11 protein-coding genes are annotated in these 13,541 nt (G+C 38.1%); 2 read left to right on the top strand and 9 right to left on the bottom strand.

The window, feature by feature from the left end:
- Positions 1–27 precede the first annotated feature (27 nt).
- The 8 genes from MKX49_RS08765 to MKX49_RS08730 all read right to left on the bottom strand — a co-directional run bounded on the left by MKX49_RS08765 (position 28) and on the right by MKX49_RS08730 (position 9,339).
- A complete protein-coding gene (locus MKX49_RS08765) occupies positions 28–975 on the bottom strand; it encodes an alpha/beta hydrolase (RefSeq protein ID WP_340876115.1) in 948 nt (315 codons plus the stop codon).
- Between the two features lie 138 nt (positions 976–1,113).
- Positions 1,114–2,112 (bottom strand): TauD/TfdA family dioxygenase, encoded by a 999-nt coding sequence (locus MKX49_RS08760; RefSeq protein ID WP_340876114.1) that lies wholly within the window; start codon positions 2,110–2,112, stop codon positions 1,114–1,116.
- 173 nt (positions 2,113–2,285) lie between these two features.
- The gene (locus MKX49_RS08755) at positions 2,286–3,578 is read right to left on the bottom strand and encodes an MFS transporter (protein ID WP_340876113.1); all 1,293 of its coding nucleotides are present in this window, start codon (positions 3,576–3,578) and stop codon (positions 2,286–2,288) included.
- 91 nt (positions 3,579–3,669) lie between these two features.
- A complete protein-coding gene (locus MKX49_RS08750; RefSeq protein WP_340876110.1) occupies positions 3,670–4,725 on the bottom strand; it encodes a TauD/TfdA family dioxygenase in 1,056 nt (351 codons plus the stop codon).
- A 33-nt stretch (positions 4,726–4,758) separates the two neighbouring features.
- Complete coding sequence (locus MKX49_RS08745) at positions 4,759–6,279, bottom strand: long-chain-fatty-acid--CoA ligase (RefSeq protein WP_340876109.1); 1,521 nt, start codon at positions 6,277–6,279, stop codon at positions 4,759–4,761.
- Positions 6,280–6,755: 476 nt separating this feature from the next.
- On the bottom strand, positions 6,756–7,058 hold the full coding sequence (locus tag MKX49_RS08740) for a hypothetical protein (protein WP_202187446.1): 303 nt from the start codon (positions 7,056–7,058) through the stop codon (positions 6,756–6,758).
- Positions 7,059–7,196: 138 nt separating this feature from the next.
- Positions 7,197–8,447, bottom strand: coding sequence for an ABC transporter permease (locus tag MKX49_RS08735; RefSeq protein ID WP_340876107.1), 1,251 nt, complete (start codon positions 8,445–8,447; stop codon positions 7,197–7,199).
- Positions 8,440–9,339: an ABC transporter ATP-binding protein gene (locus tag MKX49_RS08730; RefSeq protein WP_264640950.1), complete on the bottom strand. Its 900-nt coding sequence runs from the start codon at positions 9,337–9,339 to the stop codon at positions 8,440–8,442. The genes MKX49_RS08735 and MKX49_RS08730 overlap by 8 nt, the downstream gene beginning before the upstream one ends.
- Positions 9,340–9,694: 355 nt before the next feature.
- Between MKX49_RS08730 and MKX49_RS08725 the strand changes: the two genes are divergently transcribed.
- Positions 9,695–10,453, top strand: a complete 759-nt coding sequence (locus tag MKX49_RS08725) for a GTP cyclohydrolase II (protein ID WP_340876103.1) — start codon at positions 9,695–9,697, stop codon at positions 10,451–10,453.
- Between the two features lie 1,045 nt (positions 10,454–11,498).
- Complete coding sequence (locus MKX49_RS08720) at positions 11,499–12,113, top strand: hypothetical protein (protein WP_340876101.1); 615 nt, start codon at positions 11,499–11,501, stop codon at positions 12,111–12,113.
- Here MKX49_RS08720 and MKX49_RS08715 read toward each other — a convergent pair.
- Positions 12,004–13,446 (bottom strand): 6-phospho-beta-glucosidase, encoded by a 1,443-nt coding sequence (locus MKX49_RS08715; RefSeq protein WP_340876099.1) that lies wholly within the window; start codon positions 13,444–13,446, stop codon positions 12,004–12,006. The two genes, MKX49_RS08720 and MKX49_RS08715, sit on opposite strands and share 110 nt — an antisense overlap.
- Positions 13,447–13,541 lie beyond the last annotated feature (95 nt).

Raw genomic sequence — 13,541 nt, 5'->3', positions numbered from 1 at the left:
GGCTCGCTTCATTTAAAACATTTTCTTTCAATCTGTCCCAATTGTATATTTTAAGGAACTCAAGAACTTCTCGATCCTAGAAACAGTCAATTCTATGTTCTTTGAGAAAATATCCATTTGTACAAAAAATCCGTGGACCATCCCGGGTTCACATTCATATTCAACTTGAACACCAAAATCTTTCAGACGTTCAGCATAGGCCATTCCTTCATCCCGAAGCACATCATTTTCCGCTGTAATAATAATTGCTGGCGGGAGACCACTTAAATCTTGAGCTACCAAGGGGGAAGCATACTCATTACACCTGTCCTCACTATTCCTTAAATAATGATCACGGAACCAAATCAACTGTTCGCGATCAAGACCAAATCCTTTTGCAAAGGTTCGATGGGATTCCGTATTGAACTCAAGATTTGTCGCAGGATAGACTAAGACCTGTGCAGCGATGTTTGGACCTTTTTTGTTTCTAGCCATCATCGTAATTACAGTCGCTAGATTTCCACCTACGCTATCCCCTCCAACTACCAATCGAGAAACTTCTCCGTTAAATGAAGGCCCATTTTCAAAAACCCATTGCAATGCGGAATATGCGTCTTCTACTGGAGTCGGGAACTTATACTCTGGAGAAAGACGATAGTTTACGGATACAACAATACTTTCCGTTCGATTCGCTATCATTCGGCAGCTAGCATCCGATGATTCAATGTCTCCTAGAACCCATCCTCCACCATGGTAGTAAATAAATAGAGGGAAAGGACCTTGCCCTTCCGGTATATATACCCTGCATTTGATTGTTTCATCCTGGCTTACCGGAATCATGAATTCCTCAACTTTTGAAAGCGGTTCCGTTTTTGCGGCAGAACGCGGTGCTTTAGAAAGCATCTCTCTTACTGACTTATGATCCATCGTATGAATAGATGGCAGCCGATTAAATGCTTGTAAATATTTTTCTGCTTGCGGATCTAAATTTTCCAAAAAACATCATCCTCACTTCAGTTTTTTTAAAAAAATTAAACCAGTTATAGAAACATAAAATGGTGATTTTATTCATTATTTTCGTTGAATAAAATCACCATACAAGAAATATTGGTGATTATTATTACCACCGGTTTTTTATCTAATTACAGGTGCTCCTCCTATATAAAACTCGAAACCTGGAGCGATTTTTCGGCCATTTGGCATCATGAGCCACAATCTTAATAAATGACGTTTGCGGTCATCTTCTTCATAGTCTACAAATAGTGTACGTGAATGAAAAACGGTATAATTATTAACGAATTGCATATCACCCGGTTCCATCATCATATCAATATGAAAGTTTTTATCAGCAGTAAGGGAATCTATAAAATTAAATGCTTCGATTTCCTCTTTCGACAAAGAGATACCTGTTTTCATTTGTGCTGATTCTACATATTGACGCATATATCTGCAGCTTAATTTACCATCGTAATAGCTAAAGACCGGTGATGGAACTACTGGAGATTGACCTGGTGCTTCTTCCCCACGAAGATCGTGGGCGAAAGGACGATAGAGAATTTCAAGGTACTCTGGGTGTTTATCCAGCACTTCATTATAGATAGACATCGCACTAGCGATGCTGCTCAAACCGCCCGATCTCGCTTTACGAAGACATAGTAATCCGACAACATCAGCGAGATCTGTGTGATAGTCAAGACGTACATTCGTTTGGTAACCTCTAACTGTTGTATTATCATTGAAGTCTTTACCCATATTTTTGATATGCCCTAAGAGGTCACCCTTTTTTCCTTGAATGATCGGTAGGCCCAAGTGTAGTCCAAAACCCCAGTAAATGATACTAGCTTCATCGTCGGTATATTGATCCATTGGTAATCCACGAATCAATAGAAATCCCCTCCCATTCTCCAGCTCGTCAACAAAATAAGCAATTTCATCAGTGAGATCAGGAATAGGGAAATCCTCCTTGTTAAAATTGGGGGCCTTTAACCCTTTTTGTTGAACGTGTAATACAGCCTTGTCTAGAGCTGCAAGGGTTTTCTCTGACAAATAATAAATCCATGAATCATCTTTTTCCAGTTCGATACCTTTCCACGCTGAACGCCCTTGAATTTTTTCCTTTAAAATAACTGACATACATATTCCTCCTTTATATTTGTTATACCACTTTAATAGATCGAATATTTTGAATTTAATATTTATGGTACACTTATTAATTTTTCATTAAATGAAATTATCATTTGTAACTTATAAATAAGTTAGATCAATATAATCTTACTAAGAATCTTTCAATCTACGTTTTATATCTCTTAAATGCTCACATGCTCATCTGTTTCATTTATTGTGTGGCTTTCCTTTGCGGGACGTACACCGATCCAAAACAATAATCCGATTATGAGCATCCCTAAAGAAGAGGCTTGAAATGCGTATCCATATCCGATAGCTTCAGTCTCCGCATTTTGAATAAAATAGCCAAATACGAGTGGAGCGATAATACTTGTAGTACTCGCAAGTGCAATGAACGTCCCTTGTGCCTTTCCAATATTCTGAGGAGAATAAAACTCCATCAATATTGCGGGTGCGAGTGAAAGAATGACATACGCAAAACCCGGAGCAAGGGTGAAGAACAATATGGACATCGCCGTGGAATTCGCGGCATTTGCTAGGTATAAGCATAAAGCGGATAACATCATCGTTATGCCGGCAAGATTTATTCGTGCTTTACGAATATCTCCGGTTTTACGATAGAGCCGATCTGATAGAATGGCAAATCCTAATTGGAAAAAGGCTGCAAAAAGAAAAGGTAAAGACACGGCTAATTTTAATGTTTGACCATTAAAATGTTGAATTTTGGTGAAATAGGCCGGAAGCCATACCGCTTGTACGGACAATAACCAATAGGCACACCCCCCGCACAGAACGATCAGAATAAAATTTTTAGATATCAGATGCGGAAGAAACTGACTCCAAGAAACATTAGAGAGGCTGGATGATTGCTGCTCCTTATGCTGTATCGACGGACAGCCGATTTCTTGAGGACTTTCTTTACCGAAAATCATCCATAAAACCAGCACAATCAGTCCCAGAATACCCATCGCTATAAATGCAGATCTCCATCCATAATGATCAATCAAGGAGATTAATAATGGTGAAGCGATCGCAGATCCTCCAGTCGTTCCTAATAGAACCGCACCAAAGCCGATGCCGTGCCTATGTTTCGGAAACCATTTTCCCATGATTGCCGTGGATAGAGCGGGGGCAGGACCTTCACCAGCTCCCAAAATCATTCTGGTTAACAAAAGCATAGACAAACTGCTAACGAAAGGGGTAACAAGTTGAACTATCAACCAAATCAAGGACATCCAAGTTAACATTTTTTTCGTGTTTTTTGAATCTGCCATGCCGCCTAGAATAATAGATGAGAAGGTAAAGAACCAAAAGAAAGAACTTCCTACGACTCCCCATTGCGTTGGACTTAAATGTAACTCTTTCATTAAAGGAACTGAAACCAAGCCAATAATTATTTTATCCACTTGGTTGATCATCCCGCTAAGAACAAGAAATAATAAGATAATCCAAGAATATTTTGGAGTGCTTGTCATGTAAATCCCCCACGTTTTACTATATAAGGAACACCTTTTTCTGAGTTCTAAAAGGTGTTCCCACTCGTTCTTACTAAACGTTTTATAAAAATCACTTCAGGGTTTCTACAATACCACCAGATGTTGTTTTACGTTGCGGTACGCCGCCGCGACCTGGTTTACCCGTATTCTCATCAATAAACATCGCGAATTCAGGGGAAATTTCCCGACCATTTGGCATTGTGAGCCACAATCTTAAAAGATGACGTTTGCGTTCCGGCTCCTCATAGTCTTCGTATTGAGTACGTGAGTGCAGAATCGTATAATTATTGACGAACTGCATATCCCCCGGCTCCAACATCATGTTATAATGCAAATTCTCATCATGAAGGAGGGAATCCAGTAAGTCTAATGCTTCAATTTCCACTTTTGACAATTGGATGCCAGTCTTTGCTTGTGCTGATTCGATAAATAACCGGACATATCTACAGCTCAGTTTACCATCATAATAATTAAAGATTGATGATTTAAATACTGGAGGTTCTCCCGGAGCTTCCTCTCCACGGCGATCAAAGAAAAATGGACGACAGAGAACTCCAAGATATTCCGGGTTCTTCTCCAAAATTTCATTGTAAACAGTCATCGAACTTATGATACTGCTGTGCCCTCCAGATTTCCCTTTTCGCAGGCTTAATAATCCAACAACATCAGATCCATCAGCATGAAATGGAAGATGCAGTTTCGTTTGGTAACCACGTACATTAGAATTTTCTAAGCTAAAACCTTGATCTTTGACGTGCCCTAAGAGGTCACCATTCGCGTTTTGCGATACCGGAATGCCCATGTGAAGTCCCAGACCCCAGTAAATGATGCTTACATCTTCATCTGTATACCTTTCAATAGGTAATCCACGAATTAATAGGAACCCTTTCCCATTCTCCAGCTCTTCAACAAAGTAAACGATTTCTTCATATAAATCAGGAATCGGAAAATCCTCTTTGCTAAAATCAGGTGCTTTTAAACCCTTTTGTTTAACATGAATTAAAGCGTTCTCAAGAGAGGCAATCGTTTTTTCAGACAAATAATAAACCCATGAATCATCTTTAGCCAGATCAGTGCCTTTCCACGCTACTTGCCCTTTTACTTTTTCCTTTAAAATGGTTGACATAATTAATCCCCCTTTAATAAGTTGGTTCTTTTCTTACTTCACTTCTGTCAATTCTCTTAACTCTCTGCGCAAAATCTTCCCTGTTGAATTCTTAGGCAGTTCTTTAAAAAATTCTACTCGTTTAGGAAGTTTGTACTTCACCAGTCTATCCTGACAGAATTGAATAATGTCATTCATGGTGATACGTTCATCCTTAACTACGACAAAAGCTTTAACACTTTCACCGTATTCCCCATCTGGAACTCCGATTACGGCAGCCTCTACTACAGCAGGATGTTGATACAGGACTTCCTCCACTTCACGAGGATATACATTGTAGCCTCCAACAATAATAATGTCCTTCTTGCGGTCAACAATGTAGATGTATCCTTCTTCATCCATTGTTGCGAGATCACCAGTGTAAAACCACCCGTCATTAAAAGCAGCTGAAGTAGTTTCCGGCATCCCCAAATATCCCTTCATTACATTTGGCCCTTGAACAACTAATTCTCCGACTTCTCCTCTCGGCAATTCTTTTCCGAACTCACCTACAACTTTGCTTTGGACAGCTGGAATATTCAAGCCGATAGAACCTGGCTTGCGAGTTCCTTTTAATGGATTAATAGCGACTAGAGGAGCAGTTTCCGAAAGCCCATATCCTTCCAAGATAGAAACATTAAACTTGTTTTCAAATTTATGCAGCAGCTCTGCCGAAATCGAGGCACCTCCAGAGATACACATGCGAATAGATTGGCAATCCTCCGCAATCGCTTCAGGCAATTGATAGATAAAACTGTACATCGTTGGTACTCCAGCAAACACGGTTGCCTTTTTTTCTCGAATGGTGCTGACCACGTCATGAGGGCTGAATTTAGGCTGGATAAGGACTGTTGCCCCACAAGCAATTGGCGCATTCAGACAAACTGTCATACAGAATACATGGAACATAGGCAGAACAGCTACTACACGATCTTTATCATCGAATTCTAATAATTTTGAAATGGAGTCCGCATTTGAAACCAAGTTCCGATGCGTTAACATTGCACCCTTTGGTTTCCCGGTTGTTCCTGATGTGTATAGAATGACTGCAAGATCTTCATCATCAATGTAAGGGCTTCCACAAGCATTAATACTTGTGCTTGTTTCCATGAGACGCTCCCATGTCGATTCCTGATCCTCGGCTTCGATATAAACCACAAGCTTCAAATTTTCCAATTGCTTTTTTACTTCAGATAACTTCGGTTTTACAGATACATGAGTAATGACCGCTTTGGCTTGACAATTGTCTAATAAGTATTTGATTTCCCCTTGGGTATAAAAAGGATTGATCGGAACAACAAATGCACCAAGCCGTAAAATACCGTAGTACGCAATGAGAAATTCAGGGCTATTTCCTAAAATAAGAGCCACTCCATCTCCCTTCCTGATTCCTTGTACATACAGACCAGCAGCCAATTGATCCACCTTCTGATTTAGTTCTTGATAAGTAACACTTTTATCTCCATAGATATAAGCGATACTTTCTGGGAAATTACTTGCGCTTCGTATTAGATTTTCGTTTAAGTTATAACTCATTAAATGAATTCCACCCCTTTTCTCACATAGAAGGCTTTGAATTGCCAACTATTTTGAATATTTAAACTATTATTACATTTTTAGTATACTCATAAATTATAGTTAAATAAAATTAAATATTTTAATTTGTATATAAGTATTAATAATATTAAAAAGGAACTTCAGGATTACAGAAGGGCTACTTAGATGATCTCTCCTTCTACTTCAAAAAAAAGACACTGCCTCATTAAAATGAACTATGCCCCTTTTTCGGACAGTATAACAAGGCGCCTATGCGGCTAATAGGTGGTCCCAGTTTTGTACCGGTGCCATTTCTTTAGTCCCAATCGATAACGAGACTCATTTCTCATTACACCTATTGAAACATAAAAAAACCCGGATAAGGGACATTTTTGATGTGTGTCCGTTATTCGGGGTATAGTTTATGTTTCTTCAGCGTTATTATTTTCTTTTAGTTTAAGATTCCAATGTGATTATCACAGTTCTTTTGAAATATTATTATTCCTTTTCTTTTTCACTAAAAGAATGATGCCAATGATAAAAGCAACTGCGCTGTATAACCAGGTGTACATAAAGGCAAGGCCCAGTCCGATATTTGCGTCCATATAATCGTTTTTCACATGATCTATGGCTAAATATAAAAGCGGAGCAGCTCCAATGATGAACAGGATGACCCAGAGAACATTTCTTTTCGGATTCTTGGTTGATAAAATAATAATGATGAAGGACAACAAGAGAAACGCTTCTGAAACTATCGTCAACGTTACCAGATTGCTCATAATAATTCACTCCTAATCGTGGTTGCATATAGGGAATTTATTTTATGTTCCCTTATATCTATGCTACTTTTCGTTCCTATATTATTAACGTATAAAACCTGAACCCTTCCAACAGGAATGAAGGATCCAGGTTTCATGTTAATTTTTCTTGGATAATTGCAAGGCATTCTTGATGCTTTTCAGTGATTTTGAGCTACCGTACATCAAGACTCCACCACGATAGATTTTTGCTCCGATTATTCCAAGTAAAACAATCGTTAAGATCAACACTCCTATGCTGATGGCGATTTCCCAGAATGGAACCTCAAGCATCCCTACGCGCAAGAACATGATCATCGGCGTGAAAAATGGAATGAATGATGTAATCGTAATATAACTGGCTGACGGATTCCCCAGTCCAAACATTGCAATCATGAAGGCGATGACAACTAACATGGTCATCGGTGAAATCATTTGCTGGACATCTTCAATTTTGCTGACAACGGATCCAAGGCATGCTGCAAGAGTCGCGTACAGAAAATACCCAAGCAAAGCGAAGATGATTGCATAAATGATCGTTGAGATATCTGTGCTGCCGAAACCGAAAAATGAAAAGAATCCTTCATCCATACCTGTCAAGTTTTGTTTAATCGAGAAATAGCCCACCCCAAAAAATAAAATCATTTGAGTAAGACTAAGTAAAGCAACACCCATTATTTTGGCAAACATCTGTGTGACTGGCGGGACACTTGAAATCAGGATTTCCATGACTCGTGATGTTTTCTCAGTAGCCACTTCCATTGCAATCATCGTTGCATACATCAACACACCGAAGTAAATCACAAATAGGAGCACATACACGAGACCGCGTGCTTGATTGAGATCCTCTTCCGTTTTTGCATTTTTCTGAAGAGCAATCGTATCAAATGCTGGGGGCGTATTCAATTGAGCGATTTGTTGCTCTGTCAAATTCAATTCCTTCGCCGTTATTTGACCCTTCAATTGAGTAAGCGCTAATAGTAAATCATTACTTACCGCAGAATCTGAAATTTGATTCGCTTTGTACGTTCCCTTGAAGCCGAGAGTTTTATCCTTTTGGATTAATAAATACCCAACGATTTCTTCCGCGCTGACCATTTCCTCCGCTTCCTTTTCATCCTGGGCGGATATTATCGATAGGTCATCGTTCACACCTGCTACCGCTTTTTTATAAGAATCAAATAAACCGCCTTCAGTCTGATCGATTACGGCAACCTTTTCCTGTTCATCACTGTCGAATTTATCAATAAGATTCGAAAGATTCGAAAGAAGGAGAATCAGTGCCATCATAATGATTGTAGAAATGATAAAGGATTTCGTCTTTAATTTTGATAGGTATGTATGGGAAAGGACAATCCAAAATTTATTCATAGACGGCACCTACTTTTTCAATGAAAATATCCGTTAGCGATGGTTCTTCCAATTCGAATTTCCGGACGAAACCTCTTGGAACAAGATCACGTAGCATGCTCTCAGCCACATCTTCACCAGTTACTTGAAGAATTTTCCCTTCCATCGTGTTCTTGACTTTTGTTACACCTGAATAATTATCCAAGAAAGATAGATCAAAATCTGCTTTAATTGAGACATTCTTTTTACCAAAAGAACGCTTGATTTCTTTTAACTTTCCAGCCACAACAGGTGAACCTTTATGCATGATGCAAAGATGCTCACACATCTCCTCGACATGCTCCATGCGATGGCTCGAGAAAACGATCGTCGTGCCGCTGTCCCTTAAGTCAATGACCGCTTTCTTCAGAATTTCCACATTCACTGGATCCAGTCCGCTGAAGGGTTCGTCAAGGATAAGTAATTCAGGTTTATGGATCATGGATGCGATCAGCTGGATTTTTTGTTGATTTCCCTTTGAAAGCTCTTCAACTCGCTTATCGATATACTCGGGCACCATAAAGCGGTCCAGCCAATACTCCAATTCTTTCAAAGCATCCCGTTTGTTCATCCCTCTTAATCTAGCCAAATAAACAATTTGATCGCGCACCTTCAGTTTTGGATATAGTCCGCGTTCCTCAGGAAGATAGCCAATCATTGAACTTGTCGTATAATCGATTTTCTTACCATCCCAGACAACTTCCCCTTCAGTAGGGTCAAGCAGGCCAAGTATCATTCGGAACGTGGTCGTTTTCCCCGCTCCATTCCCGCCTAAAAAGCCGAACATTTCTTTTTCGGGAATAGTTAAATCAAGCTTGTTGACTGCTGTGAAATCCCCGAATTTTTTCGTAACTTCTTTAATGTGTAAAACCAATGCGCAACCTCCTATTATATGATTCTAATTATATGTTAACGGAAAGGTTTTCCAATTTCAACTATCACCAAGAACCAAATAACACCCTTTCTCCTTCGATTATATGCAAATTCAATAAACAAATTTCACTATCTAACCCTTGAAAATAAATTAAATGTAAAATAGTGGGTGAAAACAATAATTTTGCGTTATTGAGGTTGTTCTTGTTAAATTTTGGATTATACTGAAATCAAGTTTTTCATCACTAAAAAAGGACTTTTACGCCTTTCTTTTGCATTGGTAAATTTGTGGACTTTTTTGGGTACAATATGAAATGAACTAGTAAACGTTATCTTAGTTTCGGGAGGAAGTTTATATGATTAATGAAAAAGTGGCTTTAATATTAGAAGATAAAATTAACGTTATTAAAAGTGATGAAACATCCATTTATTTAGTCGGCCCAATCAAATTACCCGTAAACTTAGAGGGCGAAACAATTATATTCCAGTGGTATTGCTGGTTACGATGTGAGAATATGGCTGGTCATTTTTGTGGTGATGGCACTTATAATATAGATAAGATCATTGAAACTTTAGCCTCTTCCAACTTAGCGGAAATGCAGCAATCAAGTGTGTTACTGTATGGAGATTTTCAAAGCTCCTCCGATGCCCTTATCCGGATGCATAGTATATGTCATACTGGAGATATATTTGGCAGCAAACGCTGTGATTGTGGCTTTCAATTAAAGCGGGCTATGAAAATGATTGCAACTCAAGGATCCGGGGCTTTATTTTATTTAGCCAATCACGAAGGAAGAGGCATCGGATTATTTAGTAAAGCCATGGCTTATGTTCTGCAAGAAAAAGGATTGGATACGGTGGAAGCTAATTTGGAGCTTGGATTTGTGGATGATGCACGCAACTATGATGACGCCATTCGGGTGTTAAAAAAACTGCGCTCTAATCCAGTGACCCTTATCACCAACAATCCGAGAAAATTAGAAGCCCTTCAAAACTCAGGTGCCAATGTTGCAGGAAGAGTTCCGTTATGGGGAGACATTTCCGAGTTTAATGAAAAATATTTAAAAACTAAAGTGGTACGTTCCGGTCATTTAAAAGATAGTAAAAATGAATGAATTATTTGTTTTATATGAAATTGTTTCTACCCCTAAATAGGTTTGAAGTGAAATAAATCAACTTGTTACCGTATGCTTTTCCTTATTAAGTTCTTTGATTTATAACATCACAGGTTACCGTAAAATGAAAACACATACGAGTATAAGGATATAAATAAAATTGCTCACGTCTGGATAATAAGAAAATACATAAAAACAGGATGCAACGGAAAGTTGCACCCTGCCTGAAAAAGGGGTTTGCTTCATTTCGAATCAGCATAAATTCTCTGCGATAAACACCTCATCTACATTAGAGTAAGAACTGGTATCTGACTAGAGTTTACCATCCAAAGCAACCATCCCCTATATCTTAAAAGTTTCATCAACTTTCAAAGCATAAATGACAATTATTGAATGAGTTTTCTGCTTTTACGTGCAAGAGAACCATCTCCTTGCTCGAATCGATTTTTTAATGAAGCTATCAGTAGTTAAGTTAAACGTCTTTAACTAACACCTCATTTACTATATGATGTGAATCATACGTAATCAGTAGCCCCTTCTTCTTTATTTATAATGACCATCAGCGGCTAAAAAATAACTGGTTGTTTATGGATATCAAGAGTTCTTTCAAACGATTTCCAGCAAACAAAAAGGAATTTAATGGGATTCCAAACGAAAATCTTCGCAATCTCAATGGCATAACAAATGCTTTGTTCCCTAACGATCCTTTTTAGCACATTAATTAGTGGAATTAAGCTAAACTAAACGATAAACTCTACACTAAGTTCAACTCCCGTCAGTGGAAATGGCGGGTGAGCAAAAATAAAAAAGGCGCCAGTCAGTTAGTTTTCAACGACTTGTACACCCTCTTCCAGTATTTACTTTATCATTAATTTAGAAAGGACAAAGCGAATAACCTCGCTTTGTCCCTCCCTCATAGCACTATGAAGAGTTTATTATTGCGCTATGATTATTACCATATTATTGCCAAACTATGAAAGATAACCTTGCCAATCCCTGATAGTTCAATGTTACCAATACAGGAGTAGAAGAAGAGTTTGGTTCTTTGTTTGGCTGGGACTTACCTGAAGACACAATCTTTTATGATGAAATTTTCTATACGGAAACGATAACTAGACTTGCAACAGAAATGTTGAAGAATAATGAAGAAAAAATTATTAAAGCTGCTTTAGTCGGGAATCCAGATGTGTTAGATGAAAATATAAGTGAATATTACATTGCTGATAGTGTCATTTACGATGATGAATCTTATTTCGTCGGTAAAATGTATGATTTTGCATTCAACAAAGCATCCTATCTAGCAAAACCTGATTTCTCCGCATATCTAGATCTTAACACGCTAGCTAAGAAGGTTCGACCTAAAAAACAAGGCTTTAAATACGCAGCTACATTAGCTGCTAGAAGAGCCGATGTTCAATCTGCGCATAAATTACCTAACAACAGTAAAAAAAGCATTGCTTTAACAGCAACGCTTTTTTTACTACTTGATATTAAAGCCAACACCAACAACAAAATTAGCTTTAAATTAGACCCTATACTTTGTAAATCCCCTATAAAATTCCTCCATTGCTTGCAATTACATTTTTATACCAGTCAAAAGATTTCTTCTTGCTTCTCTTTAATGTTCCATTACCATCATTATCTTTATCTACATAGATAAAACCATAACGTTTTTTCATTTCACCAGTTGTAAAGGAAACCAAGTCAATGCATCCCCAGGGAGTATACCCCATTAAGTCTACACCGTCTAAATCTATTGCCTTTTTCATTTCTTTAATATGAGATGCAAGATATTCAATTCGATAATCATCATTACAACTTCCATCTGCTTCTTTTACATCGATAGCACCAAAACCGTTTTCTACGATAAACAATGGCAATTCATATCTCTCATAGAGAGAAGCTAAAGCATACCTTAATCCAACTGGATCGATCTGCCATCCCCAGTCACTTGCCTTAACATATGGGTTTGGTACTGAATATTGATTTCCACCGTCTACTAGCTTACTAGTATCTGTATTTGTTTCTGCTTTAACCACTCTTGACATGTAATAACTAAACCCAATATAATCAACCGTTCCTTCTGCCAAGATTTTGCTATCTTCCGGTTCCATTTTTATATCATATCCTTTTCTCTTCCATTCACTTAATGCATAGCTAGGATAATGACCTCTTACATGCACATCTGCAAAGAAGAAACGGTCATGCATACTTTCCAACGCAAGAATCATATCATTTGGATTACATGAGTAAGGATACAGTGGCACAAAGGCACACATACAACCAATTTTCAAATTAGGGTTGATCTCATGTCCTTTCTTCACCACTAAGGCACTAGCCACTAATTCATGATGAACAGCTTGATACATGCTTTCCTCAGGGTTCTTGCATTCGGAATACTTCACTCCAGAACAGGTCCATCCAAAAATATCATTAGAGATATTTTTTTGATTATTAATTTCATTAAAAGTCATCCAGTATTTCACCTTATCTTTGTAGCGTTCCATTACAGTAGTAGAAAAACGTACGAAGAAATCAATGACCTTTCTGTTTCTCCAACCGCCATATTCTTTTGCCAAATGATAAGGCATTTCAAAATGGCTCAATGTAATAACTGGTTCAATCCCATGTTTCAACAATTCATCAAACATGTCATCATAAAATTGCAATCCCTGTTCATTCGGTTCGCTTTCATCTCCATTAGGGAAAATACGTGTCCATGCGATGCTGGTTCTAAAACATTTAAAGCCCATTTCTGCAAATAAAGCGATATCTTCTTTATATTGGCTGTAAAAATCAATAGCCTCAAGATTAGGATAATTTCCCCCCTCAATAATACCGTCTGTAATTTCCCTTGGTACCCCGTTGGCACCAGCAGTCATGATATCGGCAACACTTAATCCTTTTCCACCTTTATTCCAGCCACCTTCCAATTGATGGGCGGATACTGCTCCACCCCATAAGAAACCATCTGGAAATGTTAGTTTAGTCATTTTCATTCTCCTTTTTAATTATTTATTAATAACTCTTGTAAGCATCTTCTAAACGGAGTTGTCAGTTTGAAACTACATCTCTAACGTTTCAACAA

Source organism: Peribacillus sp. FSL M8-0224 (genome assembly GCF_038003055.1).
Lineage (GTDB): Bacteria > Bacillota > Bacilli > Bacillales > DSM-1321 > Peribacillus > Peribacillus frigoritolerans.
Note: the sequence above shows the minus strand (reverse complement) of the source record. Positions and strands in the feature narration are given on the sequence as shown.

Coding starts and splice junctions, on each gene's coding strand:
- MKX49_RS08760 (WP_340876114.1), bottom strand. CDS start 2,112: ATGTCAGTTATTTTAAAGGAAAAAATTCAAGGGCGTTCAGCGTGGAAA.
- MKX49_RS08755 (WP_340876113.1), bottom strand. CDS start 3,578: ATGACAAGCACTCCAAAATATTCTTGGATTATCTTATTATTTCTTGTT.
- MKX49_RS08750 (WP_340876110.1), bottom strand. CDS start 4,725: ATGTCAACCATTTTAAAGGAAAAAGTAAAAGGGCAAGTAGCGTGGAAA.
- MKX49_RS08745 (WP_340876109.1), bottom strand. CDS start 6,279: ATGAGTTATAACTTAAACGAAAATCTAATACGAAGCGCAAGTAATTTC.
- MKX49_RS08740 (WP_202187446.1), bottom strand. CDS start 7,058: ATGAGCAATCTGGTAACGTTGACGATAGTTTCAGAAGCGTTTCTCTTG.
- MKX49_RS08735 (WP_340876107.1), bottom strand. CDS start 8,447: ATGAATAAATTTTGGATTGTCCTTTCCCATACATACCTATCAAAATTA.
- MKX49_RS08725 (WP_340876103.1), top strand. CDS start 9,695: ATGATTAATGAAAAAGTGGCTTTAATATTAGAAGATAAAATTAACGTT.
- MKX49_RS08715 (WP_340876099.1), bottom strand. CDS start 13,446: ATGACTAAACTAACATTTCCAGATGGTTTCTTATGGGGTGGAGCAGTA.